This is a genomic window from uncultured Gilvimarinus sp. (assembly GCF_963975215.1).
GTDB lineage: Bacteria > Pseudomonadota > Gammaproteobacteria > Pseudomonadales > Cellvibrionaceae > Gilvimarinus.
Window position 1 is genome coordinate 47,358 of the sequence record NZ_CAXBFW010000020.1, and the last position, 24,321, is coordinate 71,678.

Below are 24,321 nucleotides of genomic sequence, written 5' to 3' on the forward strand. Positions count from 1 at the left end.
GAAGTTACAAGCGGCGCTTAACCAGCGCCGTTGCCTGATGGGTTAGCGGGTCTTCGGGCCACGGATGTTTGGCGTAGCGACCGCGCACTTCACGCCTAACCTCGGGGTAAACATCGCGCCAAAAATAGGCGAGATCGCGGGTAATCGCCAGCGGCCTGCCCGCGGGCGAAAGCAGCTCAATCACTAAGCTGACACCGGGCGCTGGCAGGGTAAACGTTTGCGCGCCAAAAAACTCCTGTAACTTGGCGGCGATACGCGGCTCACATAGCACCTCTTCGCGCAGCCACTCGGCGGCCGAGTGACCGCCAAGATAATCCACCCGCAAGGTTCGGCCACTGGGCAGCTCAAGCGTCTCGGGCAGCCAGCGGCTGACCTCGCGCGCGCCATCAAACCCTACATAAAACTGCAAAGCCTGTAATAACGGCAACTCGTGCAAGCTGGAGTCGGCATTCAAAAAACTGCCCAACCACAACTCTAGGCTGTCCAGTAACGCCGCCTCCGACATCTCCGGCAACTCTACAACGCCCTGTGCTTTTAGTAAGCGCGCACGCAGTAACAAGCTGAGAGCCGCCGGCGGCCAGCTAACCTCGGCTAAGCCCTGGCTGCGTATAAACTGCAAAATCGCCTGGGGCACCTCGGCGTCGGATAGCCCCCTTTCGGTTTCATCCACCAACTGCCCGCCCACGCGGTAACGGGTGCGCTCCACCCAGCGCCGGCGTTTGCCGCTACCAAGCTGCTCTAAACTAGACTCGGCGCTGGCCAACTGCCGTACCTGCGCCGGGCTTAAGTTCACTGCCAGCCCAACCCCAAGCTGTTCACGCCCTCGCGCCATTACTTGGAACACCAGCGCCCACTCGCCCACATCGCCCAGCTGAACACTAATACCCGAGTTAATACGATAACGCCCCGACTCCCGTCGGTGGGCGATGCGATCGACAAATACCTGGGCCAAGGTGCCGGCAAGCTCGGGCGACAAATGGTTTACCTCCGGTGCCGGTGTCACCGTTACACCCAACGCTTGTTGCCAGCGCTTAGCAAGCTTGCGCCACTGGGCGTTATGGCGATACTCCCGGGCTGCATTGCCGAGCCACTGCTCGAGGCTCGCCTCTACGGGCAAATCAAAGTGCAGCGCAAGCGCCAACAATAACAGCCACGGATAATCGCTTAGGGACTCCGCCCCGGCGCTATCGAGCTGTAGTAACAGCGCCGCAATACGCGGATGGGTGCCGAGTGCGGCCACCCGTTCTCCCAAGGCCGTTATGCCGCCATTGGCATCCAGTAATTGCCAGCGCGTTAAATGCTGCACGGCATGATCCAGCGCCAGCGCGCCCGGCGGCTCCAGCCACGGCAACTGCGCCGCTGGCGTCCCCCAGTGAGCCAACCGCAATGCCAAAGGTAAATAGTCGGTACGGCGAATTTCCGGCAGAGCCTGCGGCGCAAGCGCCTCTGATTCCGCCCACAGGCGAATACAATCACCCGCCTGGACCCGGCCGGCGCGGCCGCGGCGCTGCTCGGCACTGGCGCGAGAAATACGCCGCGTCTCTAGCCGGGTAACGCCGGTGCGCTGCTCATACACCGGCTCGCGGGCAAGCCCCGAATCCACCACCAGAGTCACATCGGCAATAGTGAGCGAGGTCTCGGCAATGTTGGTAGCCAAAATAATCCGAGGCCCGCGCGTTACATCGAGCGCATCCAGCTGCTCTTTTTGCGCGACCCGGCTATGCAAACAAAAAATAGAGTGATTGGGGTGTGCCGCATTAAGTGCTGCGCGACAATCGTTGATCGCTCGCCAGCCGGGTAAAAACACCAACACGGTACGCGCACGCCAATCGTGTTGCGTACCCAGCGCGCGTAATAAATGCTCCGCTAATGGTTCGCCACGCGGGCTACCCTCACGCGGCGGGCAATAACTGAGCGCCACCGGAAAACACCGCCCCGCCGAGTACAAAGAGGTATCCACTTGCTCGCGCAATGCCGCATCGGGGGTGGCAGACATGAGCACCAGCTGCAGCTGGTCACGCAAAATGGCCGCCTCTTGCAGCAGCGCCCAGGCGGTATCCTGCTCGACCGAGCGCTCGTGAATTTCATCCAGCATCACCACAGCCACACCCTTTAGCTCGGGATCAGCCAGCAATCGCTGCAATAAAATACCCGGCGTCATCAGCAGCAAGCGCGTGGCGCTCGAGCGCTGGCGATCAAAAGCCACCTGATAACCTACGGTTTGACCGACCTCTTCACCCAGCAGGGCCGCCAAACGTCGCGCCAAGGTAATGGCAGGCAACACCCGGGGCTGAATCAACCACACTTGAGCATCCGTTTGCTCTAGCGCCCACAGGGGCGCCAAGGTCGATTTACCGGCACCGGGCTCGGCCTCAAGCAACAGGGTACCGTGACTTTTAAGTGCGGCGTCAAAGGCGTCGCGCAACTCACTCAGTGGTAACTCTGGGTATTGAATACGCATCAGCCGGGCAACTTACCCCAGCCGCCGCCACCCGCGCTGGCCAAACTCAGACGATCGCCGGGCTGAACCTGCAGCTCAACTTTGGCCGGCAATAGCTGATTGTTTAAACGGTTTTCTCCGCAGATGCCGGCCTCGCCACCGGCCAGACCCCACGGGGCGTATTTGCGCCGCTCGGTAAGCAAGGTGACCTGTGCCGGCGCTAAAAATTCGTACTCGCGAATCAACCCCTCGCCTCCGGCGCGCACCCCCGCCCCACCCGAGCCGGTGCGCAACTGATAGCGGGTAACCCGCAGCGGGTAGTGTTTCTCCAGGCTCTCGATGGGCGTATTGAGTGTGTTCGTCATATGGGTTTGCACCCCGGACCAACCGCCACCGTGCGCGCCGGCACCCATGCCGCCGCCGTTGGTTTCGTAGTAATCCCAGCGCTCGCGGTCACGGGTGGCGTTAGCCCCCATGGCGATATTATTCATCGAGCCGCTGCTGGCCGCCGGGATACGCTCGGGCAACGCCTGAGCCAGCGCACCGAGCAGGGCATCCACCATCCGGGTAGAGGTTTCCACATTGCCGGCGGCAACCGCCGCTGGCCGACGTGCATTGACCAAGCTGCCCTCCGGGGCGCTAATGCTAATAGGCCTAAAGGTACCGGCGCAGGCGGGCGTTTGCTCGGGCATTAAACAGCGCAGGGCATAAAAGGCCGCTGCAGCGGCCACCGATAGCGGGCAGTTGATGTTGCCCGGCACCTGTGCTGCGGTGCCCGCGAAGTCCACAGCAACGACACCCGCGGTAACGGTCACAGCCACCGCAATAGCAATGTTCTGCTGCCCCAGCCCATCGTCATCCATATAATCGGTAAAGTGATAGCAACCGTCGGGAATATCCCCAAGCGCGGCCCGGGCCAGGCGCTCGGCGTAATCATTTAGCTCGGCCAGTGCCGTGCGATACGCGGCCACGCCTAGCACCTTTATATGCGCCTGCAAGCGCTCGACACCCACCCGGCAGGCACTGATTTGCGCGGCAAAATCACCGCGCGCCTGTATGGTGTGAGTCGCACCGGGCTCGGTGCCACATAACCTTGCCAGCACGGCCTCTACTGGTACGCCATTATCCACCAACAGCGTTGGGGCAATGACTTCGCCCTCCTCCTCTAAACGGCGCGAGATCGGCATCGAGCCCGGGCTCACGGCGCCAATATTGGCATGATGCGCCCGGTTAGCCACAAACCCCAGCAGCGTGCCGGCGCTAAAAACCGGGGCGATCACCGTAACATCGGGTAGGTGAGTGCCACCTAAGTAAGGGTCATTTACCACCAGCATATCGCCCTCGCGCCACTCGGCCGCGCCGACAATATCGGCCATGGCGTAGGCCATACTGCCCAGATGCACAGGGATATGTGCCGCCTGGGCGCTCAGCAAGCCCTCGGCATCAAACAGCGCGCAGGAAAAATCCAACCGATCTTTAATATTGGGCGAAAACGCCGCGCACTTAAGCACCGCGCCCATCTCATCACAGATGGCGGCCATTCGGCTGGCAAAAACACTCAGCTCTATCGCATTCATGAAAAGCTCAAACTCAAATTCACTTAGGGTTCCCGCAAAGCCGCGAGTTTACCATTACCGTCGCACGGCGTCGGCCCAAAGGCGGCTATTTGCCAAGGCGTGCGTTTCGCTATAGTATCGGCTGTTTGGTTTTTGCCACGTTCTGGCGCCACCCGGCGCAAACTGCGCGCAAACCGCATGACACACTCTTGGATGAATCCCTGATTTGCCTCCTCCAGAGCCTTAAAACCAGGCTCGGGCGGCACTGTTTTTGGAGAAAAACAAATGTCTACATTGATGAACACCTACGGCGAACGGACCTTAACCCTGGTAAAGGGTGAAGGCAGCCGAGTGTGGGACGATGCAGGCAACAGCTACATCGATGGCATCAGTGGCATCGCGGTCTGTGGCCTTGGGCACTCGCACCCCGCCGTTACCCGCGCCATTACCGAGCAAGCGGGCACGCTGCTGCACGTATCCAACTTATACAATATTCCGCCCCAGCGCGAACTGGCCGACAAACTGTGTCAGGCGTCCGGGATGGAAAAAGTGTTTTTCTCTAACTCCGGTGCCGAGGCCAACGAAGCAGCCATTAAGCTGGCGCGCAAATACGGCAACGATAAAGGCATCGAAAACCCCACCGTGGTGGTGATGAACAGCGCCTTTCACGGCCGCACCATGGCCACCTTAACCGCCACCGGCAACAGCAAAGTACAAGAAGGTTTTGCCCCTTTGCTGCCGGGCTTTGTGCGCGCGCCGTTTAACGACGTTGCCGCCATCGAGGTATTAGCCGCCGAGCACAAAAACATTGTGGCCGTTCTGGTTGAGCCCGTACAGGGCGAAGGCGGTGTTCGGGTGCCGGCCAGCGATTACTTAAACAAGTTGCGCGAGCTGTGCGACCGGCACGAGTGGTTGTTAATGCTGGATGAAATTCAAACCGGTAACGGCCGCACCGGGCAGTACTTTGCCTACCAGCACAACGGCATTAAACCCGACGTGGTCACCACAGCCAAAGGGCTGGGCAACGGCGTACCCATTGGCGCCTGCTTAACCTACGGCAAAGCGTCTGAGGTGTTCGGCCCCGGCAACCACGGTTCCACCTTTGGTGGCAACCCACTGGCGTGTCACGCCGCGTGCGCGGTGGTCGATGCGCTCGATCGCAACATGCTCGATCAGGTGGCCGAGCGCGGCGAACAAATTCGCGCCACGCTGGCGCAAAGCATTGGCGAGCTGGAGCAAGTGGTCGAGATTCGTGGCCACGGTTTAATGATTGGCATCGAACTGAGTGAGCCCTGCCCCGGGCTTGTGGCCAAAGCGCGCGAGCTTGGCTTGCTGATTAACGTCACCGCCGGCAATACCATACGGTTATTGCCCACCTTTGTGATGACAGATGAAGAAACCGATGAGCTGGTGAACGGTATTATCGCTCTGGTCGAAGCACTTTAAATTAAGATTGTTAAGGCATATTTATGGTTGCAGTTAGCGCACCAAAAAACGGCAAAAAAACCCGGCACTTTTTAACGCTAAACGATATTAGCGCGGAAGAGTTAAGCAGCATTATCGCAAGGGCCATCGAGCTCAAGGCCGAGGTTTACAACGGCACCTCTAAGCCACTGCTTGAGCGCAAAGTCATGGGGATGATTTTTGAAAAGTCATCGACCCGAACGCGCGTCTCGTTTGAGACAGGCATGGCGCAACTGGGCGGACACGCGCTGTTTTTGTCCTCGCGCGACACTCAGCTTGGCCGCGGCGAACCCATTGAGGATTCCGCCCGAGTGCTGTCGCGCATGGTAGACATCGTCATGATTCGCACCTTTGGTCACGACATCATCGAGCGCTTTGCCGAGTTCTCACGGGTACCGGTTATCAATGCGCTAACCGACGACTACCACCCCTGCCAACTACTGGCAGACATCCAAACCTTTGTCGAGTTGCGCGGCTCTATGCAGGGCAAAAGTGTGGCCTGGGTGGGCGACGGCAACAACATGTGCAACTCTTATATCAACGCTGCACGCCTGTGCGACTTTGAACTGCGCATTGCCACACCGGAAGGTTTTGGTCCCACCGCCGAGCGTATAAACAGCGCCAACGCCCGCGTTAAAGTGTGCGCCACCCCGACCGAAGCGGTTAAGGGTGCCGACCTTGTGGTAACCGACACCTGGGCCTCTATGGGGCAGGAAGAGGAAAAACAATTGCGCGAGCGCGCCTTTGCCGACTATCAGGTTAATGGCGAGTTAATGAGTCACGCGGCCTCGGATGCGCTGTTTATGCACTGCCTACCGGCGTACCGCGGTAAAGAGGTCAGCGCCGACTTGCTCGACGCGCCCGACTCCCCCGTGTGGCAAGAAGCCGAGAACCGCCTGCACGCACAAAAAGCACTGATCGAGTTTCTGCTAACGCAATAAGTTCGCAGCAAACCCCGCCGCCACGCACTCGGCGTTGGCGGCCCCTTCCTTTAGCCTTGGCACAGTTCTATGATGGGCAGCGGTTAACCGGGCGCCCAAAGCACCCGCCGATCAGCACAACAGCGAGAGATTTATGAGCAACTGGCAAGACTTTCTCGACACTCAGGGGGCTACCCGCAGCGACAGCGGTGGCATCCGTTTTACCCCCGACGATGCGCCAACTACTGCCAATCCGGCTACCTGCCTGACCGAACTCGGACACCTTGGGCTGCTCGCCTTTAACGGACCAGACGCCGCCAAGTTTTTGCAGGGCCAAATTACAACCGATGTTCGCGAGTTGGCCGACGGACACTGGAAGCTCGGCGCCCAGTGCAATTTAAAGGGCCGTATGGAGGCAAGCTTTGTGCTGGCTCAACCCGAGCCAGAGCAAATACTACTGCGCTGCCACGCCAGCCTGACAGAGGCGTTGGCGCAAAGCCTGCAAAAATACGCCGTATTTTCTAAGGTTAGCATCAGCGATGTCAGTAACAGCTGGCGCCGGCTGGGCCTCTTTGGCCCACGCGCTTGCGAGCTGATCCGTGCCGCGACGGACCTGCCCACCATAGAGGTGGGCCAAATGAAAACCTGCGATAACATCATTGCCCTGCGCTTAGAGCCGCAGCGGTACGAGCTGTGGGTGCACGATGAACAGGCCCAATCACTTTGGCAACAGCTGGCGAGCGGCTGCCAGCTCGCCGGCAGCGACTCGTGGCGGCTGGCCGACATCCGCGCCGGCTGGGCCGAAATCACCGCCGCCAACGCTGGCGAGTTTAGCCCCCACGAGCTGCACTACCCATTGATCGGCGCGGTAAGCTTTAAAAAAGGCTGCTACACCGGCCAGGAGGTAGTGGCCCGCCTGCACTACAAAGGCAAACTTAAAAAGCACATGGCGCACATTAGCCTCAGCGGCGCCGAGCCAACCCTTGCCGCGGCGGTGGTGGACACTGCCGGCACCCGACGCGGTGCGCTGGTAAATTTAGCGCCCTCTGGCCCCGCTAGCTGGGAGGCGCTCGCCGTGATCCCCGATGACACCGACACCGAGCTGCACCTTGCCGGCGGCGAGGAGGGACAGCCGGTCAGCAAAGTAGAGCGAATGAGCTTGCCCTACCCCCTGCCAACATCGGACAATGCCCCATAAGTGAGTGCTAAGCGCCGCCGGCGCGCTTCGGGCCACAAAACGCGAATAACAAACGCGCAGAGACACCAACAGGACTATCCATGAGCCAAGTTGTAGATACCGTCCGTCAGGACATTATTACCGCTATTAAAACAGACAAACTGGTACTGCCAACACTGCCCGAGGCCGCATTGCGCGTGCGTGAAGTAGCCGAAGACCCAGAGGCCGACTTAAACCAGCTGGCCGATGTGATCGGCTCTGACGCGGCCCTCTCGGCGCGTATCGTGCGCGTTGCCAACAGCCCGCTGCTGCGCGGCAACCGCGCTATCGACGATTTAAAAATGGCGTTGTCACGGCTCGGCATGGAATACACCTGCAACATTGCCACCGGCCTTGCCATGCAGCAGATGTTTCAGGCCACCTCCGACATGGTCGACAAGCGCATGCGTGACAGCTGGACGCGCTCCAGCGAGATCGCCGGTATCAGCCACGTACTGTGCCGCCACTACACCAACCTGCGCCCCGATCAAGCCACCCTCGCCGGTCTGGTGCACAAGATCGGTGTATTGCCAATTCTGACGTACGCCGAAGAGCACGAGTATTTACTGAAAGACAGCTTCACCCTGGATACCGTCATCAATCAGCTGCAGGGGCCTATCGGCGATTTGATTCTAAAATCCTGGGACTTTCCCGCGGAGCTGATTAAAGTGCCCACCCAACACATGAAATTTGATCGCGAAGCGCCCAGGGCCGATTACACTGACATTGTTACAGTCGCCATGCTGCAAAGTCACCTGGGCAGCGACACCGCCCTGGGTAAAGTCGATTACCACTCGGTAACGGCTTTTAGCCGTCTGGGAATGGACCCGGATATGCAAATGGCCGAGGCGGAAGATTTATCAGCCGAGATGGAAGCGGCCATGGAATTTTTACAGTAAACTTTCGCTTTAGCGCGCACAAAAAAGCCAGAGCTGTTTGCTCTGGCTTTTTTATAGGCCTGCAGCCTACCTAAGGCATTAAGCGCGTTCGATCATATCCAGTACCGCCTGATTGTAAGCAACGCGATTGGCAACCGTTTCGTCTTTTGGCCTAATCCCAATTTTTACCCCCACTATCGGCAACGCTTTACCGCCCGCCGCGGCAATACATTGGTGAATGTGCGCTTCGGTCATTAACGATCCATCGGCGCCAATGCTGGCGGCGGCAGATTTAGCCGCAGGCATGTGGGTATCGGCCCAGGTACCGTAAGGCGTGTCCTGATCGGTTACCCCAGAGAACATCACACCGGCTAACACACCGGCCTCTTTAGCCTGTTTAATATGCTCGATCGCGCCAGTTTCAGAGCGAGTCTCAATGACCGAGCGGCCCCAGTTAACCACAACCCCGACATTAGCACTTAGCTTGTTATTGATCGCACGCACAGCTTCAATCTCTTCGGTTATGGTTAAAAAGCCTTTGGCCGGAGTTTGGCCTTCGACATAGGTGTCGCAGTGCTCAATCACGATGCGGGCGCCCTGCCAATCCCAGCTAAGCATGGCTTCTAGCGACTCTTGCAGTGACGCCGCCGACGACTTGGATTTGCTGCGGTTGGGCGCGGTTTGCACCTCGATGGCCTGCACCACCTGACGGCCTGCGTGGGCATTTAATTTAGCAATAGCGTCACAGGCTTTTTCAAAAAACGCCAGCGCCCGGGCGCGGCCGGCTTCGTCGTCCGAGGCGATACCAAACTCTGGATTTTTACCCATAGCCGCCATAGTGCCGGGTACGCAGGTAAACACAAAACGCCAGTTGGGGTCGATATTGTCTAAAAACCATTGGTCGTCATGATTGTGCAGGGTTTCGCCCAAAAACGGGTGCTCTAGCCCTTTAATATAATGACAGGCTTTTAGTTGGCGATAATAGCTCGACTCCAATTCCGGGTCCCAACCCGAGGTGCACGGAGACGAGGCGTAAGCGCCGACAAAATAAGACATGGTGACTCTCCTGATGAATCCATTACAGTGGCCAACGGCCACAGAGCGCCCGCAGCGGGCGGCTTAATACAGCGTACGCACCGGCGCCACCGGGTTTGTAGCATTAAAAAACGGGGATGGTTTATGCTTGCCGGTTAACCTTCCTTTGATCATAAAGCCGAGTATTTTTGGCATAAACGACACTGGAAACCTCGGATGCGCATCCTCCGGTATATTGCCTTTAGCGTATTTGCCAAAGGCTTTTAGGGTAACTGGCCCAAGCGCCGTTAACGTTTCTTGCTCATTGGCAAATTGCATAAAGGTTACCGAGACCCCGACAAACGGCACACCGGCCGATTTAACCGTGTTGGCCACTGGCATCTGACAACAACGGGTATGCCAACGATAAATACCCTTGGGCGTAAGCTGCACAGCCTGAATATACTCGTGCCCCTGGGTTATTTTCATATAGGCCGGATAGGTCTGAAACAGCTCCGTAGCGCCATACTCATCTAACATCGCCGCCTCGTTACCCAGGTGCCTGGCGTAGCGCTGACAATCGCAGCACAAACAATGCACATGAAAATAATCCCCGGCCACAACATCAAGCTCACCTTTTACCGCGCCACACGCGCAGGCTAACGCCACCTTACTGACCATAACGAGTCCTTTATTTTTTAAGCTAACGTTTCTTTCAGAAATGCCAGAGTGCGCCGCCAGGCGAGCTCGGCACTGGCTTTATCAAACCGGCTGGTCGAGTCATTGTGAAAACCGTGGTGAGCCCCCTGGTACATAAACATCTGATACTCAACGTTATTCTCTTTTAGGTCTTGCTCATACTCTGGCCAGGTATTATTGACCCGCTCATCCAGCTCGCCCAAGTGAATCAGCAAGGGCGCCTTAATATTGTTGCGCAACGCTTTAGGCCCAGGCGTGCCATAAAACGGCACGCCTGCCGCGAGTAACTCACTATCGACAGCCGCCAGATAATTCACCATATAACCGCCAAAGCAAAAGCCCACGGCCCCCAACTTGCCGTTGCTAAGCGGGTGAGACTTTACGTAGTTGGCCGCCGCCACAAAGTCATTCTGCAGTTTTGCCTTGTCTAGCTCGCGCTGCAGCGCCCGCCCCTCATCATCGTTGCCTGGGTAGCCGCCTACCGGGTACAGCGCATCGGGGGCAAACGCCAAAAACCCGGCTTTTGCTAAGCGCCGCGCCACATCTTTTATATAAGGGTTTAAACCGCGGTTTTCGTGAATCACCAACACCGCTGGATAATGGCTGGCATCGGATACCGGCTTAACCAAATACCCCTGCCCGGTGCCGTAGCCGGCGGGAGAATCAAACGTCTCATAACTGGCGACAATATCCGGATCGTTAAATGACACTTGCTCGGCCAGCGCATAATTGGGCATTAGCGCCGACGTTAGAACCGACATTGAATAACCAAGCGCCACTAAGCCACTTAACTTGCGCATAAAGGTGCGCCGGTCCATTCCACCGTGGGCGTACTCGTCGTACCAGTCAAACGCTTCTTGGGGAATTTTCGCTGCTAGATGATCAGGCTTGTGGTTCATTCTCACTCCTCAAGATATTGCCAAAAACACGAACGGCCCTATAGCGGTAACAACTCAAGGCTTAATGGCCTTTGATTATTGTGTAGGCTAAGAGGATTTACAAGAAAAGCACTACAATGCCCAATCAATCGGTTGCTGCCCGTTCGCCTGCAAGTATTTATTGGCCTGACTAAAGTGGCCACAGCCTAAAAACCCGCGATGGGCCGAGAGCGGAGACGGATGAACGGATTTAAGCACCAGGTGTTTGTCGGTATCGATCAAACGGCCTTTCTTTTGCGCGTAGCTGCCCCACAACATAAAGACGATACCTTCACGGTCGCGGTTAAGCGCTTCAATCGCCCGGTCGGTAAACAACTCCCAGCCGCGCTTTTGATGGGAGCCAGCGCTCGCTTGCTCGACACTTAAGGTCGCGTTTAGCAGCAACACACCCTGCTCGGCCCACTGGGTTAAATTGCCATGATTTGGCCGGGGGATGCCCAGGTCGCGCTCGATCTCTTTAAAGATATTTTGCAGTGACGGGGGGATGCGCAGGCCTTCGGGTACCGAGAAGCTCAAACCGTGAGCCTGACCCGGACCATGGTAAGGGTCTTGCCCCAAGATAACGACTTTGACTTGATCAAACGGGGTACTGTTAAAGGCATTAAACATTTGCGCTGCAGGCGGGTAAATGACTTTACCCGCCTGCTTTTGCGCCTTTAAAAAGCTTTTTAGCTCGACCATGTAAGGCTGATCGAACTCAGCGCTCAACTCGGCCAGCCAGCCTGACTCTAACTGAATATTACTTTTTGGCTCCACTGCACGCTCCCGGTTTCCATTGTGCGTGGCAATGTAGCAAATATTGCGCAAGCGCGACAGCAAGGCCGCGCCCGGCATGTACCTATTTAGCCGCGGGGGTCAATGCCTCGTGCCCAATACAATACTCCGCCAATGGCGGAAACCCATTAAACTCTACCGCGCTGTAACTGGTGGTATAAGCGCCGGTCGACAACCAGTACAAGCGGTCGCCTTCGGTTAACGACAACGGCAGCGGGTATTTAAAGTGCTCGTACATAATGTCCGCGCTATCGCAGGTAGGCCCTGCCAACACACAGCCTTCTTGCTCGCCGGTTTTTTCGGTGTACACCGGGTACTTAATCGATTCATCCAGCGTCTCAATCAAGCCCGAGAACTTACCCACATCCACAAACACCCAACGGCTAAGCGCGGTGCGTGACTTGCGGGAAATCAACACCACCTCACTGACCATCACACCGGCGTTGGCAATCAACGAGCGGCCCGGCTCGATAATAATACGCGGAAACTCGCTGCCAAAATCCTCTTGTAAAAAGCGGGTAATCTCTTCGGCGTAGGTGGCCAAATCGTTGGTACGACTAATGTAATTAGCCGGAAACCCACCGCCCATGTTGATCATCTGCAACACAATATCCTGCTCGTCGCGCAGCCGATCAAAAATCACTTTTACTTTGGCAAGCGCCGCATCCCAAGCGCCAATTTCGCGCTGCTGCGAGCCCACATGAAACGACACACCGTAGGGCTCAAGACCCAGCTCACGGGCCTGAATTAACAGCTCCATGGCCATCTCGGTTTCGCAACCAAACTTGCGCGACAGCGGCCAATCGGCCGTGAGCGTACCCTCGGTTAACACCCGTACATACACTTTCGAGCCGGGCGCTTCGCGGGCGATCGATTCGAGGTCGGTCTCCGAGTCGGTGGCAAACAAACGCACACCGCGCTCGTAAAAGTAGCGCACGTCTTTAGCTTTTTTAATGGTGTTGCCATAGCTGATGCGTTCGGCTGGCACGTCCAGCGCCATGACTTTGTCCAGCTCGTAGCGCGAAGCAATATCAAAGTTAGCTCCACGATCGCGCAGCAGCGTTAAAATATCAACCGCCGGGTTGGCCTTAACGGCGTAGTAAACGTCGGCGTAGCTAAACTCGCCCACCAGTTCGTCGTAGGCATTGGCAATGGTCGGCAAGTCGATGGCGACAAAAGGCGTCTCGCGCTTATCGGCAAACGCCTTAATACGCGCAAACGTCTCGGCACTGTAGTAATCCTCAATGTGGGTAACGCCATCAAAATCGTTCATAACTTGCCTCCAGGGCTTTTTTGTAGCGGCAAAAAAGAAGGGGCAGCCCACCGCAGCGGACCACCCCAAAACCGTCAGAGCCGCACTTGCTGGCGGCTCCAAATTCGCGCGCATTAAACGGCTAAAACCAGCAATACGCTAGTGTTTTTTTAGTTTATTTTCTTCTAGGCAAACGCCATTTCTGCCAAAACAGCGCACATTCGGTTATAACCGGGCCGCACGGCCGCGTTAGGTAAATGTCAGGCACAAAAAAACCCGGCCAAAGCCGGGTTTTTAACTGAGAAACTAACGGCTATTACAGCTTGCCAGAGTTCTCAGACAGGTAAGAGGCAACGCCAGAGGCCGATGCGTCCATACCTTTGTCGCCTTCCTGCCAGCCAGCAGGACAAACTTCGCCGTGCTCCTGGTGGAACGCCAATGCGTCAACCATGCGCAGCATCTCGTCAACGTTGCGGCCCAGTGGCAGGTTGTTAACCACTTGGTGCTGCACTACGCCTTCTTCGTCGATCAGGAACGAACCGCGGTACGCAACACCGGCGTCGGCTTCAACGTCAAACGCCTGACAGATTTCGTGCTTGGTGTCGGCAACCATGGTGTATTTAACCTGGCCGATACCGCCTTCGTTTACAGGGGTGTTACGCCATGCGCTGTGAGTAAACTGCGAGTCGATCGATACGGCAATTACTTCCACGCCACGCTTTTGGAACGCTTCAAAACGGTTGTCAAAAGCAATCAGCTCAGAGGGACACACAAAGGTGAAATCCAGCGGGTAAAAGAAGATAACCGCTTTTTTGCCTTTGATGGCATCAGCCAACTTGTACTCATCAACGATCTCGCCGTTGCCCAATACAGCCGCTGCGGTGAAATCTGGAACCTGTTTTCCTACTAATACGCCCATGTCGTAACCTCCATAAGTTTGACGGACTAAATAAAGCTCCACCGAAAGATGGGGGCCGCACCGTTAATTGCAACCCGCTCTTCGATGAAGATTTGATAAAGTTTTAACAATTAGCAGCATAAGCTCTAATAGTGTTGCACTATATTACACATTCTATTTAGTGAGTCACATTGATTTTAGTTATCGCATCGATTGTTTTTAACTGGCACCGAGCCACACCGTCGCTCGCTTAGAACCAAATCAGCCAATTCTTAATGCCAATTATTCTCACAAATTATTGACACAGATTCTCATTAACAATACTATCTCATTATTACTTCACTATTACGCAGGTATTGTTACGAATGTACGTGTGTCTCTGCAAAGGCATTACCGACCGCCAAATTGAGGCGGCCGTACACGATGGCGCTCATAGCTTAGGCAAGCTACGCAAGGCGTTGGGCGTTGCTAGCCAGTGCGGCAAATGCTCGTCGCTCACCCGCGAAATCCTGGACGAGACCCTGCAAGAGGTCCCCATGATTGCCGGTATGCCACAATTTTACGCGGTGGCCTAAACCTAGGCCCCGCCCTGCTCCACTGACATCGCTAAACAGACGCAAAACGCAATAAGAACAAATCTCTTAATCATTAAAATCTCCTTACACATCAAACACTTACACTTGACAGACTAGCTCTTCAGGGCCAGACTTACGCCGATTAGTTCACTAAGCGCAGCCCGCGCCGGCGAGGAGACAGTCATGAAAGGTGATCCGAAGGTAATTGAGTTTTTAAATAAAGTGCTCGGCAACGAGCTGGTTGCCATTAACCAGTACTTTCTGCACGCCCGCATGTACAAAGACTGGGGCCTGAAAGAGCTGGCTGACCACGAGTATCACGAGTCAATCGATGAGATGAAGCACGCCGATATGCTGGTGGAGCGGATTCTGTTTTTAGAGGGCCTGCCCAACCTGCAAGATCTGGGTAAGCTGCACATTGGCGAAAACACCAAAGAGATGCTGGAATCTGACCTAAAGGTCGAGCTAAAAGCCATCCCCGATTTACGCGAAGGCATCGCCTACTGCGACCAGGTACGTGACTACGTAAGCCGCGACCTTCTAAACAATATTTTAGAATCAGAAGAAGAGCACGTAGACTGGCTGGAAACGCAACTAAGCCTGATCGACAAAGTGGGCATCCAAAACTACCTGCAATCGAAAATGGCGGGGGATGAATAGTAACGGTTGACGGTTGACGGTTGACGGTTGACGGCCATTCAAAAGGGCTGGATTGCAAAATCCAGCCCTTTTTCGTTATCCGTACCCCTTTCCCCGTTCTCCGACAATCAATTTAACAACCCATACACCCCAACCGAGTAAGCGCGTTTATCTTGCTCACCCCGCAAACTGCGAGTATTTACCAGCTCGCCCAGCGCCACTGAATCATCACTGTAGCGCGTATCACCAGTACCTGTGTCAAAGCTAACAACGCCCGCCTCATTAAACTGGTAGGCAATCACATCGCCCCGCTCGACTCCGACACTGACGGGAAAGTTAACCCGCTGCACGCCCGAATTTACCGCCTTTAATCGGGCGCTTTGCCAAATCACGACCAACTGCTCATCCACCGGCCGCATCACTTGCACGTTAAAAGTGCCGGGCTTAACAAAATGCGCGCTTACCCCGGTAATCGTGCCGCTGCCCGGCATCGGGTTGGCCATATCCACCAGCAGCAAGGGCTTAGTATCGACGTTGCTGCGCTGCACCAGCTCGCCACCCACGTAGTCAAGCAAGTCACTTTGCACCATAAACTCTTTCAGCATGTCGATTTGCCGCTGTACAAAGCGTCGCACTTGGCCACGCAACTCGCTCGACTCCTGTACCCGAACGGTTTTCTCTGTGTCGAGTACGGTTTTTACCCGGTTTAATTCGTCGATCTCGCGCTGCAGGCGCGCTTGCTCGGAGGCCAGCGCGTCAATTTTATTTTGCGCCTGCGCCAACTCGGTTTGCAGTTGCAGGTTTTGCGCTTCAACCTGCTTAACATCGGGCGGCGTTTGGCACGCGCTCAGCGTTAGCGCCAGCAATAGATAGCTCGCAATAGAATATTGTTTCATGGTGATCCTCGTGGTGTTATCAGTGCGGCAATCGCGTGATAACCCTAAATCGTAGGCCAGTAGCGGTTTGTTATTGTCCTGCCCGCGGTACACCCGGCAATGTACCGCCGGGATTAAGTTTTCGCAACGGCTTATTTTAGGCCACCGGTTTAGGGCCTCTGCCCCACAACCTGAAACGCCACCGAGGCTAAACGCTGATCACCCAGGGTAAGATCGACGTGATAACCGCCCTCACTAAAACCGGCAACCGGCCGCTCGATGCGAAAAAACTTAACCCCTTCCGCACCACTGACAATCACCGGCACCTGGGCGATTTGTAGGCTGCGTGAGCCATCGTACAAACTGGCCTGAATCACCCCCGTAGCGCCATTAAAGCGGCTGTACTCAAACCCAAGGTAAATGACCCGATCGGCCACCAACACCAAATTGCGTTGACGGCTCAGCTCAGCAATTGGCTGCGCGGCCACCGTCAGGTTCGACACCGAGGGCAAATTGGCCTCGGTTAGCTGCTCTAGCTGCAACCGCCGGGTTAGCAGCGACTGGCTTTGCGGAAACCGATCCCGGGCGCTGGCCAGCTGCAGCGAGGCCTCTTCCAGAGCGCCACCGCGAATCATACTGTCAATGCGCCGGATCAGCGCCTGTTCCAGCTCGTCCAGCAGCTGCAAGGCGGGCTCGTAATTTGCCTCAATCGCCAGCACACTTTGCAGCGTGGCAAACGCACTATCGTCCTTGGGCGAAATTAACCGATCGGCGGCTTGCTGCTCCCGGGCCTGGGCCATCAGCGGGGCAATCTCGGCATCCACGCTCAGTAGGCGATCACGCATTTGGTTAAGCGCTTCATCGCCGGCATCGAGCTGTAAACCCCGCTCTACCAGCGTTAACGCACGCTGGGGCTCGCCGGCGGCCTCGGCGGCTTGAGCTAACACATGATAGCGCCGCACCACTGCTTGCAAACCCGCCCGGGCCTCTGTGTTGTCGGGGTAAGCCTGCAAAACATCGCGATAGCTCTCTACCGCATTGGCCCCGTCGGGTGAGCTCAATGCATCTTGCTCTACATAACGCGCGCCATCGGCGAGCTTTGCTTGCAGCCACACTTTAGCTTCAAGCGGCGCCAGTGCCTCCTGGTAACCCGTTACCCGAGCCCGGTCATCCAACGCCTGCCGCGCAATCGCCAACAGCTCGCGAGCCGCTTGCACATCCTCCGCCTCAAGGGCAGCCGCAAAGCGGGCATCAAACCACTGCGCCAGCTCGGCCCGTCCCGCTTCGCCGGCCTCGCGGTCGGCGGGGTTATCGGAGTTTAATAACTGCCGGTAAGACTGTGCCAACAACACCGCTTGTGACTGATCCCGCTCGAGCTGCTTGCGCAGCATCTGTGCGGTTAACACCAAATCCGATGGCTCTTCACTTGAGGTGTCTATCTCCGTCTCACGGCCCTCTGGTGAAGTGGGGGCTTCGGTGTTGGCGGCCTCCGCGCTGTTTGCCTCAGAGCGGGTTGATTCGGCATTGTTCGCCGCTGAACTTGTTTGCGGAGCAGAGCCCGCAACAGCGATTGAAGTTTGCGCAGGTACTGTGTCGGTCAAACTCGCCGCCGGCGCCGCGCCACTGATTAGACGCTGGTAATGAGGCTCAAGCTCGGGCCAAAAATGCCAACCGGCGGCGCCGGTGCCTACCACTAACAGCAAGGCAACACCCCAACCAAACCCGCTACGGCCCTGTGCGTGATTGCCCGGCGCCACCGGCGTGCGGCCATAGTCGCCAATACCGTCCAGATCGCTCACCCGAAAATCGGTGGTGCTGCCCTCGCCGGCCCCCACAAAAGTGCGCGCCGCCACCACGGGCGTGGTATAGGGGGTTGCCTCGGTTTCCGATACAGAATTAACCGCCGGGGCTTTTGCCAGCTGCTCTTGCGCGAGCAGCAAGGCCTCCGGGTCCAGCGCCTCCAGGTCGGCAATTAGCTCGTTACCGCTCTGATAGCGGGCATCGGGGGTTTTTGCCAGTGCTTTATTAATAATCGGCTGAAACAGCGCCACATACTCGGGAAGCGTAGGCACCGGCTCGGATACATGCATAATACCCACGGCCACGGCCGAATCGGCATCAAAGGGTACCCGCCCCGCCAACAGCTGAAACAGCACAACCCCCAGGCTGTAAATGTCGGCGCGCGGGTCGACCACTACCCCTTTGGCTTGCTCGGGGCTCATATAATGAGGCGTGCCCATGGTGGTGCCGGTTTGAGTCATCCCCGAGCCAATGTCGGTGGCGCGGGCGATACCAAAATCCATCAGTACTGCGCGGCCGTCTTCGGCGTGCAGCATAATGTTCTCGGGTTTAACGTCGCGGTGAATGTAGCCTTTGCTGCCAGCGTAGTTCAGCGCCCGGGCCACATCCTTGGTCAAGGTGAGTATTTGCGTCAGGCTTAAGCGGGTGCGCCGCTGCTTTAAATCTTCGCCCGGCACATACTCCATCGATAAGTAGTGGTTGCCCTTGTGTACGCCCACGTCGTACACCGTAACGATATTAGGGTGCACCAAACGCGAGACGATACGGGCCTCGCGCACAAAACGCTCACCAAAGCTCGGGTCTTTTGACAGCTGTGACGACATAACTTTAAGCGCCACTTCACGCTCAAAGCTCTGTTGGATGGCGAGATACACCGTCGCCATGCCCCCTTCTCCGAGGGTATCAATTATCTTATATCCGGGTATTTCCATGCACTGCGCCAGTAAAATAAACCAACACGCCCACTCCGGGGCGCGCCAAACCGCTTGCGGCGTTTATTGCCGCATCCTATATTATCGCAAAACAGTGACAACCCATACACTCCGCTGGTGTTATTTAGTCGGCGCCAATTGCTCAAAACCCCGCCAATTGCTACTATTGCGCCCCTTCAAACAGGTGTTTGTCCGATTGTCGCACGCCCCATATGGCGGCGACGAACAACCCCTGTAATCCCGTTCCAGCGACCCGTTTCCAGTAATTAAAGAGACTCCCTATGACTCAGGATTTTCGCCGCGCACCTCTGGCCGAGCTTGCCCACCACAATGCCTTTATCGGCCGCCATATTGGCCCCGATGCGGCGGAGACCAGCGCGATGCTACAAGCGCTGGGACTGGGGTCAATTAACGAGCTAATCGAGAAAACCGTGCCCGGTAAAATCCGCCTGCAAGAGCCACTGGCCCTTGAGCAGGCAAAATCTGAAGTCGAGGCACTGGCCGAGCTAAAAGCCATCGCCGGCAAAAACAAGCTGTACAAAAGCTTTATCGGCATGGGTTACTACGACACCCACGTGCCCCACGTTATTTTGCGCAACGTACTGGAAAACCCCGGCTGGTACACCGCCTACACCCCCTATCAGCCCGAGATCGCTCAGGGCCGCTTAGAGGGGCTGTTAAACTTTCAGCAAATGATCATCGACCTAACCGGTATGGACTTGGCCAACGCCTCGATGCTCGATGAAGGCACCGCCGCCGCCGAGGCGATGGCCATGTGCAAACGGCAAAACAAAAAGAACCGCTCCGACACGTTTTTTGTGGCCGCCGATACTCACCCGCAAACCATTGCTGTGGTTAAAACCCGCGCCGAACATTTTGGCTTTGAGGTGATTGTCGACGAGGCCGAAAAGCTCGCCGACACAGAGTGCTTTGGCGCCCTGCTGCAATACCCCGGCACCACCGGCGAGGTGCGCGACTTAACCGATATTATCGCCACCGCCCACGAGCAGAAAAAACTGGTGACCGTCGCCTCGGATTTACTCGCACTAATGTTGCTTAAATCACCCGGCGAGATGGGCGCCGATGTAGTAATTGGCACCAACCAACGCTTTGGTGTGCCCATGGGCTTTGGTGGCCCGCACGCGGCATTTTTTGGCTTTAAAGATGCCTTTAAGCGCAGCGCTCCCGGCCGTATTATCGGCGTCTCGGTCGATAGCCGCGGCAAAACCGCGTTGCGTATGGCGATGCAAACCCGCGAGCAACACATCCGCCGCGAGAAAGCCAACTCCAACATTTGTACCTCGCAAGTACTGCTGGCGGTAATGAGCGTGTTTTACGCCATCTACCACGGCCCCGACGGCTTAACCCGCATTGCCGAGCGCGTTGCACGCTTAACCGATACCGTCGCCACCGCCCTTAAAAAGCACGGGTTTGATTTACGCCACGAGCAATACTTTGACACCCTGTGCGTTAAAGTCGGGCGCGATGCCCAGCGCGGTTTTTATCAAAGCGCTTTAGGTAACGAAATCAACCTGCGCTTAGTGGGCGACGATTGCCTGGGCATCAGCCTGGATGAGACCACAACGTTTAAACACATCAGCCAATTGCTTAATGTGTTCTGCGCCGGCGACCACGGTTTAGATTTAAATGGGCTGGACGCTGAGCTCGCCAGCGGCAATCTGCCCCACGGATTGCCCGATGTGCAGCGGCGCACTGATGCGGTACTCACCCACCCGGTATTTAACAGCTACCACAGCGAGACCGACATGCTGCGTTACTTAAAGCGGCTAGAGGCAAAAGACATTGCCCTGAATCACTCGATGATTCCGCTCGGCTCCTGCACCATGAAGCTCAACGCCACCGCCGAGATGATCCCGGTAACCTGGCCCGAGTTTGGCAAACTGCACCCATTTGCGCCTATCGACCAAGCACAAGGTTACAGCCAATTATTTACCGAGCTGCAACAAATGCTCGAGGCCTGCACCGGTTACGACGCCGTCAGCCTGCAACCCAACGCCGGCAGCCAAGGCGAGTACGCGGGCCTTGTCGCCATAAAAAAATACTTTGAACACAACGGCGAGAGCGAGCGCGATATTTGTTTGATCCCCGCCTCGGCCCACGGCACTAACCCTGCCTCCGCCCAGATGGTCGGCATGAAGGTGGTGGTGGTGAACTGCGATGCCAAAGGCAACGTCGACCTCGCCGACTTAAACGCAAAAATTACCGAGTACGGCCGCCGCATCGCCTGCATTATGGTCACCTACCCATCTACCCACGGTGTATTTGAAGAAGGCATTACCGAGCTGTGCGCCGCCGTGCACAACATTGGCGGGCAAGTGTATATCGACGGCGCCAACATGAACGCGCTGGTGGGCGTAGCGGCACCGGGTAAATTCGGCGGCGATGTGTCGCACTTAAACCTGCACAAAACCTTTTGTATCCCCCACGGTGGCGGCGGCCCCGGCATGGGCCCCATCGGCGTGGCCGAACACTTAAAACCCTTTTTGCCCGCCCACCCGGTGCAACCCGTGCCCAACACCGACACCGCCAACGGCACCATCTCGGCCGCCCCCTGGGGCTCGGCCAGCATCCTGCCCATTAGCTGGATGTACATAAAAATGATGGGTCAAACCGGCATGGCCGAGGCCACCCACAAAGCCATCCTTAATGCTAACTACGTGGCGAAAAAATTGGGCGATCACTACCCCATTTTGTACAAAGGCTCCGAGGGTTTTGTTGCCCACGAATGCCTGCTGGATTTACGCCCATTAAAAGACGCCAGCGGCATCACCGAAGAGGACATCGCCAAGCGCTTAATGGATTTTGGTTTTCACGCACCGACCATGTCATTCCCGGTGGCCGGCACCTTAATGATCGAACCCACCGAGTCCGAATCGCAACCCGAGCTGGATCGCTTTTGCGAGGCCATGCTCACCATTCGTAAAGAAATCGCCCAGATCGAAAGCGGCGATGTCAGCTACGACACCAGTGCCCTACACAACGCACCCCACACCCAGGACGATGTCATGCAAGCCGACTGGGATCGCCCTTACACCCGCGAGCAAGCAAGCCGCCCGGCGGCGTGGTTAAAAGAGCATAAAGTGTGGCCGAGCGTGAACCGGATTGATAATGTGTATGGGGATCGGAATTTGGTTTGTTCTTGTCCTGCAGTGGAGGAGTACCGAAACTAGATTTCGGTACTTTGGGTCTGTGGCGCTCGTTTTTTTGGGTGCTATACGACGTACTGCGGTTTACCCTTTAATCTGTTTGCCCTCAGTCGCCGGGCGGGCGAGTCCCTTTTTGTGATGCGACGAAAAAGGGACGAAAAAACGCACCCTGGCATCTCGGCCTTCGGCTACCCTCGCTCCAGCCGATTTTAGGGGCACGGCTTGACGGGGCGTCCATGCCCCGACAAGCTCTCTCGCGAAATCCCTTTCGCTCAACCCCAAAAATCGACTTCCACTCGGCGAGCTGCAAGGGATTGAAAAGCGGTACTTCGTAGATAGAAAGAAACAGCTAGTTCACGACAAATTTTCGGCCGACACCGCAATCAAATATCGAAGCATGGACGCTCACCTTGTATTGTCAATCTGAGCATGCTCCGATTTCGGGGCACGCTCTCAAGCAAATCGCAGAAGCCATAAAGAATAATTGATGGAAAACTAGACACTAAAACTCTGACCGAGCTCGACGAGATTAAGCAGTTCAAAAAAGGTAAGTTAGCTCTGCGAACCAATCAACTGACGGAGCCCTCACCACCACAGGCAATTCGGCTAAAGCTGCAAATGTCGCAGCCTGCCTTTGTGGGCTTTGTGGGCGTGAATGTTCGGACTTTATAAGACTGGGAGCAAGGGCCTAGAGAGCCGCAAGGCCCCACCATCGCACTTTTACGTATTGCCGAGCAACACCCAGAAGTATTCGATCAGCTGCACTAAGTATGTTGCCTTAGGGCACCGGCTGGATACCGTTAACGCCGCTTTTTATATGCCCATGTCGCCAACCATGACAACCAAAACATCCATCTCAGAAAAAAGCGTCATAAGTTTCATCTAGCCCCACTTATCCGAAATGCTGAATGTCACAGCTACGGCCTAGCCTTGGCCCCAGCCTTGATTTCTGAAAGGTGCCGTCGGTAGCCCGCAACCAGTTTCTTAGGAATAAAGACGTACTTGAGCAACTCGTCGAGCATTTCGGGATAGAGGTACAAAAGCGAGTTCTCCGCATTAAAGTGATTCTTTGCCTTCACTGTGGCTCGCCTTCGGACGCCGAAACAAGGGTTGTGCCAGAGCAATGCAGCCCGACTGGGGTGCTTTCTATCGCTGACGATGTTCTCTAGTAGGCCGCCATGCAGTCGAAACTTGTATCGTGGATTTGCCTCACTGCTGGCTAAGTCTGACCATGCAGTATCAAGTAGCTTCTGCTCCTCAAACGGGAGCTGTTTCCCAGCGATATCTAGAACCTGGCAGTATCTGCGGATTTCCCAAACAGCCAAATCGAGGTCGAGCAGTATGTGGCCATACACATGAAAGGGAACGTCGATATACCTGAACTCACCGATCTCTGCCAAGTGATCTATGAACTTACGACTCCTCTTCGAGAGTCTGATTTCGAACGATAAGGACTGAGTAAGTGACAAGGCTTGAGCTAGATCGTGGCCTACTTTATTCGCTTTGATACGGTTGTAGAGAAGGATGGCTTTTAGATACTTCTCTATCGCTTGATGTGAAGACCAAAGGAACTGGGGAAACAGCTCATGTCGACAGGTCAACCGGGCCGCAATGTAATCTCGGTCCGCTTGGTCTCGGAATGACTGCGTACCGAACGCGTTGACGAATCGTTCCAGCTTGTCTTGCTCACTCGCATAAGGAGCGAAGGGCATATTATCGACCTCAATTGCTGTGAGTTTGTGCCGCCCAATGTGCGCCATAAACGGCGCGCGAGCCATCAGGGTAAAGCCTTACATTGAAAATTTTTTGTGCAAAAGCTCAGAAGATGGTCTCTGATGATCTAAAGCATGAACTCATGCGACATCGTTTAACATTTACCAATATCACATTTTCCACGGAAACCTATCTCCGATAGAGATTGATTTAAGGAAAGGCAAAATGCTTTTCCTAGAAAAGGAAATACGGCACGTTCTGACAGACCCTTGTCCAGTGGTGGTACGCTGGGCGCTTATGTTTCACGCAGAATATTACGCCAAAGTAATAAACGCAACCACCCGCACCAATCAGCTACGAAGTACCGCTTTTGGGCCCCTGCAGCCAGCCGAGCGGAGGCCTATTTTAGGGGGTAAGCAAATAGGACATTTGCGCAAGCATCGCCACGCCATGGACGGCGTGTCGATGCGGCCCTCTAAAATCGGCCGGAGCGAGGGGACCCGTTAGGGCTGAGATGCCGGGGTGGCCTTTGACGTGCACGGATGCACTAATGCCGCGAGCGCATGGAAGC

Annotated in this window: 18 protein-coding genes; 7 read left to right on the top strand and 11 right to left on the bottom strand. The window is 56.0% G+C overall.

The genetic code is table 11. The features are described 5' to 3' along the window. Positions 1-4: 4 nt before the first annotated feature. Together hrpB and AAC019_RS12955 are read right to left on the bottom strand one after the other, a co-directional pair. Positions 5-2,461 carry an ATP-dependent helicase HrpB gene (hrpB, locus tag AAC019_RS12950; protein WP_339899395.1) on the bottom strand — a complete coding sequence of 819 codons (2,457 nt, stop codon included), beginning with the start codon at positions 2,459-2,461 and terminating at the stop codon, positions 5-7. Then, positions 2,461-4,017: a hydantoinase B/oxoprolinase family protein gene (locus tag AAC019_RS12955; protein ID WP_339899396.1), complete on the bottom strand. Its 1,557-nt coding sequence runs from the start codon at positions 4,015-4,017 to the stop codon at positions 2,461-2,463. Before AAC019_RS12955 ends, hrpB begins: the two co-directional genes overlap by 1 nt. A gap of 264 nt (positions 4,018-4,281) precedes the next feature. Between AAC019_RS12955 and AAC019_RS12960 the strand changes: the two genes are divergently transcribed. The 4 genes from AAC019_RS12960 (at position 4,282) to AAC019_RS12975 (ending at position 8,495) form a co-directional block, all read left to right on the top strand. Next, positions 4,282-5,442: an aspartate aminotransferase family protein gene (locus tag AAC019_RS12960; RefSeq protein WP_339899397.1), complete on the top strand. Its 1,161-nt coding sequence runs from the start codon at positions 4,282-4,284 to the stop codon at positions 5,440-5,442. A gap of 23 nt (positions 5,443-5,465) precedes the next feature. Beyond that, complete coding sequence (gene argF / locus AAC019_RS12965; protein ID WP_339899398.1) at positions 5,466-6,401, top strand: ornithine carbamoyltransferase; 936 nt, start codon at positions 5,466-5,468, stop codon at positions 6,399-6,401. A 133-nt stretch (positions 6,402-6,534) separates the two neighbouring features. After that, complete coding sequence (locus AAC019_RS12970) at positions 6,535-7,578, top strand: hypothetical protein (RefSeq protein WP_339899399.1); 1,044 nt, start codon at positions 6,535-6,537, stop codon at positions 7,576-7,578. Positions 7,579-7,658: 80 nt separating this feature from the next. Continuing rightward, on the top strand, positions 7,659-8,495 hold the full coding sequence (locus AAC019_RS12975; protein WP_339899400.1) for an HDOD domain-containing protein: 837 nt from the start codon (positions 7,659-7,661) through the stop codon (positions 8,493-8,495). A 78-nt stretch (positions 8,496-8,573) separates the two neighbouring features. Here AAC019_RS12975 and AAC019_RS12980 read toward each other — a convergent pair whose 3' ends face one another. The 6 genes from AAC019_RS12980 to AAC019_RS13005 all read right to left on the bottom strand — a co-directional run bounded on the left by AAC019_RS12980 (position 8,574) and on the right by AAC019_RS13005 (position 14,070). Then, positions 8,574-9,530, bottom strand: coding sequence for a DUF4862 family protein (locus tag AAC019_RS12980; protein WP_339899401.1), 957 nt, complete (start codon positions 9,528-9,530; stop codon positions 8,574-8,576). 63 nt (positions 9,531-9,593) lie between these two features. After that, on the bottom strand, positions 9,594-10,169 hold the full coding sequence (locus AAC019_RS12985) for a DUF6151 family protein (RefSeq protein WP_339899402.1): 576 nt from the start codon (positions 10,167-10,169) through the stop codon (positions 9,594-9,596). Positions 10,170-10,186: 17 nt separating this feature from the next. After that, on the bottom strand, positions 10,187-11,086 hold the full coding sequence (locus AAC019_RS12990; protein WP_339899403.1) for a dienelactone hydrolase family protein: 900 nt from the start codon (positions 11,084-11,086) through the stop codon (positions 10,187-10,189). 111 nt (positions 11,087-11,197) lie between these two features. Next, positions 11,198-11,863: a uracil-DNA glycosylase gene (gene ung, locus AAC019_RS12995; RefSeq protein WP_339899411.1), complete on the bottom strand. Its 666-nt coding sequence runs from the start codon at positions 11,861-11,863 to the stop codon at positions 11,198-11,200. Between the two features lie 100 nt (positions 11,864-11,963). Beyond that, complete coding sequence (locus tag AAC019_RS13000; protein ID WP_339899404.1) at positions 11,964-13,172, bottom strand: type III PLP-dependent enzyme; 1,209 nt, start codon at positions 13,170-13,172, stop codon at positions 11,964-11,966. A 295-nt stretch (positions 13,173-13,467) separates the two neighbouring features. After that, positions 13,468-14,070, bottom strand: coding sequence for a peroxiredoxin C (locus AAC019_RS13005; RefSeq protein WP_339899405.1), 603 nt, complete (start codon positions 14,068-14,070; stop codon positions 13,468-13,470). A gap of 344 nt (positions 14,071-14,414) precedes the next feature. On the opposite strand from AAC019_RS13005, the gene AAC019_RS13010 reads away from it, so the two are divergent. Together AAC019_RS13010 and bfr are read left to right on the top strand one after the other, a co-directional pair. Further along, positions 14,415-14,624, top strand: coding sequence for a bacterioferritin-associated ferredoxin (locus AAC019_RS13010; protein ID WP_041523562.1), 210 nt, complete (start codon positions 14,415-14,417; stop codon positions 14,622-14,624). Positions 14,625-14,807: 183 nt separating this feature from the next. After that, on the top strand, positions 14,808-15,284 hold the full coding sequence (gene bfr, locus AAC019_RS13015; protein WP_339899406.1) for a bacterioferritin: 477 nt from the start codon (positions 14,808-14,810) through the stop codon (positions 15,282-15,284). 107 nt (positions 15,285-15,391) lie between these two features. Here the strand turns inward: bfr and AAC019_RS13020 are convergent, their stop codons facing one another. Together AAC019_RS13020 and AAC019_RS13025 are read right to left on the bottom strand one after the other, a co-directional pair. Continuing rightward, positions 15,392-16,159, bottom strand: coding sequence for a hypothetical protein (locus AAC019_RS13020; protein ID WP_339899407.1), 768 nt, complete (start codon positions 16,157-16,159; stop codon positions 15,392-15,394). A 149-nt stretch (positions 16,160-16,308) separates the two neighbouring features. Continuing rightward, the gene (locus AAC019_RS13025) at positions 16,309-18,870 is read right to left on the bottom strand and encodes a protein kinase (protein WP_339899408.1); all 2,562 of its coding nucleotides are present in this window, start codon (positions 18,868-18,870) and stop codon (positions 16,309-16,311) included. A 281-nt stretch (positions 18,871-19,151) separates the two neighbouring features. On the opposite strand from AAC019_RS13025, the gene gcvP reads away from it, so the two are divergent. Then, entirely contained in the window at positions 19,152-22,061 is a 2,910-nt protein-coding gene (gcvP, locus tag AAC019_RS13030) for an aminomethyl-transferring glycine dehydrogenase (protein ID WP_339899409.1), read from the top strand. A gap of 893 nt (positions 22,062-22,954) precedes the next feature. Here the strand turns inward: gcvP and AAC019_RS13035 are convergent. Beyond that, positions 22,955-23,815 carry a HEPN domain-containing protein gene (locus AAC019_RS13035; RefSeq protein WP_339899410.1) on the bottom strand — a complete coding sequence of 287 codons (861 nt, stop codon included), beginning with the start codon at positions 23,813-23,815 and terminating at the stop codon, positions 22,955-22,957. Positions 23,816-24,321 lie beyond the last annotated feature (506 nt).

What these genes read in the sequence shown, in the direction of transcription:
- hrpB (WP_339899395.1), bottom strand. Translation starts at nt 2,461, where the DNA reads ATGCGTATTCAATACCCAGAGTTACCACTGAGTGAGTTGCGCGACGCC.
- AAC019_RS12955 (WP_339899396.1), bottom strand. Translation starts at nt 4,017, where the DNA reads ATGAATGCGATAGAGCTGAGTGTTTTTGCCAGCCGAATGGCCGCCATC.
- AAC019_RS12960 (WP_339899397.1), top strand. Translation starts at nt 4,282, where the DNA reads ATGTCTACATTGATGAACACCTACGGCGAACGGACCTTAACCCTGGTA.
- argF (WP_339899398.1), top strand. Translation starts at nt 5,466, where the DNA reads ATGGTTGCAGTTAGCGCACCAAAAAACGGCAAAAAAACCCGGCACTTT.
- AAC019_RS12970 (WP_339899399.1), top strand. Translation starts at nt 6,535, where the DNA reads ATGAGCAACTGGCAAGACTTTCTCGACACTCAGGGGGCTACCCGCAGC.
- AAC019_RS12975 (WP_339899400.1), top strand. Translation starts at nt 7,659, where the DNA reads ATGAGCCAAGTTGTAGATACCGTCCGTCAGGACATTATTACCGCTATT.
- AAC019_RS12980 (WP_339899401.1), bottom strand. Translation starts at nt 9,530, where the DNA reads ATGTCTTATTTTGTCGGCGCTTACGCCTCGTCTCCGTGCACCTCGGGT.
- AAC019_RS12985 (WP_339899402.1), bottom strand. Translation starts at nt 10,169, where the DNA reads ATGGTCAGTAAGGTGGCGTTAGCCTGCGCGTGTGGCGCGGTAAAAGGT.
- AAC019_RS12990 (WP_339899403.1), bottom strand. Translation starts at nt 11,086, where the DNA reads ATGAACCACAAGCCTGATCATCTAGCAGCGAAAATTCCCCAAGAAGCG.
- AAC019_RS13000 (WP_339899404.1), bottom strand. Translation starts at nt 13,172, where the DNA reads ATGAACGATTTTGATGGCGTTACCCACATTGAGGATTACTACAGTGCC.
- AAC019_RS13005 (WP_339899405.1), bottom strand. Translation starts at nt 14,070, where the DNA reads ATGGGCGTATTAGTAGGAAAACAGGTTCCAGATTTCACCGCAGCGGCT.
- AAC019_RS13010 (WP_041523562.1), top strand. Translation starts at nt 14,415, where the DNA reads ATGTACGTGTGTCTCTGCAAAGGCATTACCGACCGCCAAATTGAGGCG.
- bfr (WP_339899406.1), top strand. Translation starts at nt 14,808, where the DNA reads ATGAAAGGTGATCCGAAGGTAATTGAGTTTTTAAATAAAGTGCTCGGC.
- AAC019_RS13020 (WP_339899407.1), bottom strand. Translation starts at nt 16,159, where the DNA reads ATGAAACAATATTCTATTGCGAGCTATCTATTGCTGGCGCTAACGCTG.
- AAC019_RS13025 (WP_339899408.1), bottom strand. Translation starts at nt 18,870, where the DNA reads ATGGAAATACCCGGATATAAGATAATTGATACCCTCGGAGAAGGGGGC.
- gcvP (WP_339899409.1), top strand. Translation starts at nt 19,152, where the DNA reads ATGACTCAGGATTTTCGCCGCGCACCTCTGGCCGAGCTTGCCCACCAC.
- AAC019_RS13035 (WP_339899410.1), bottom strand. Translation starts at nt 23,815, where the DNA reads ATGGCTCGCGCGCCGTTTATGGCGCACATTGGGCGGCACAAACTCACA.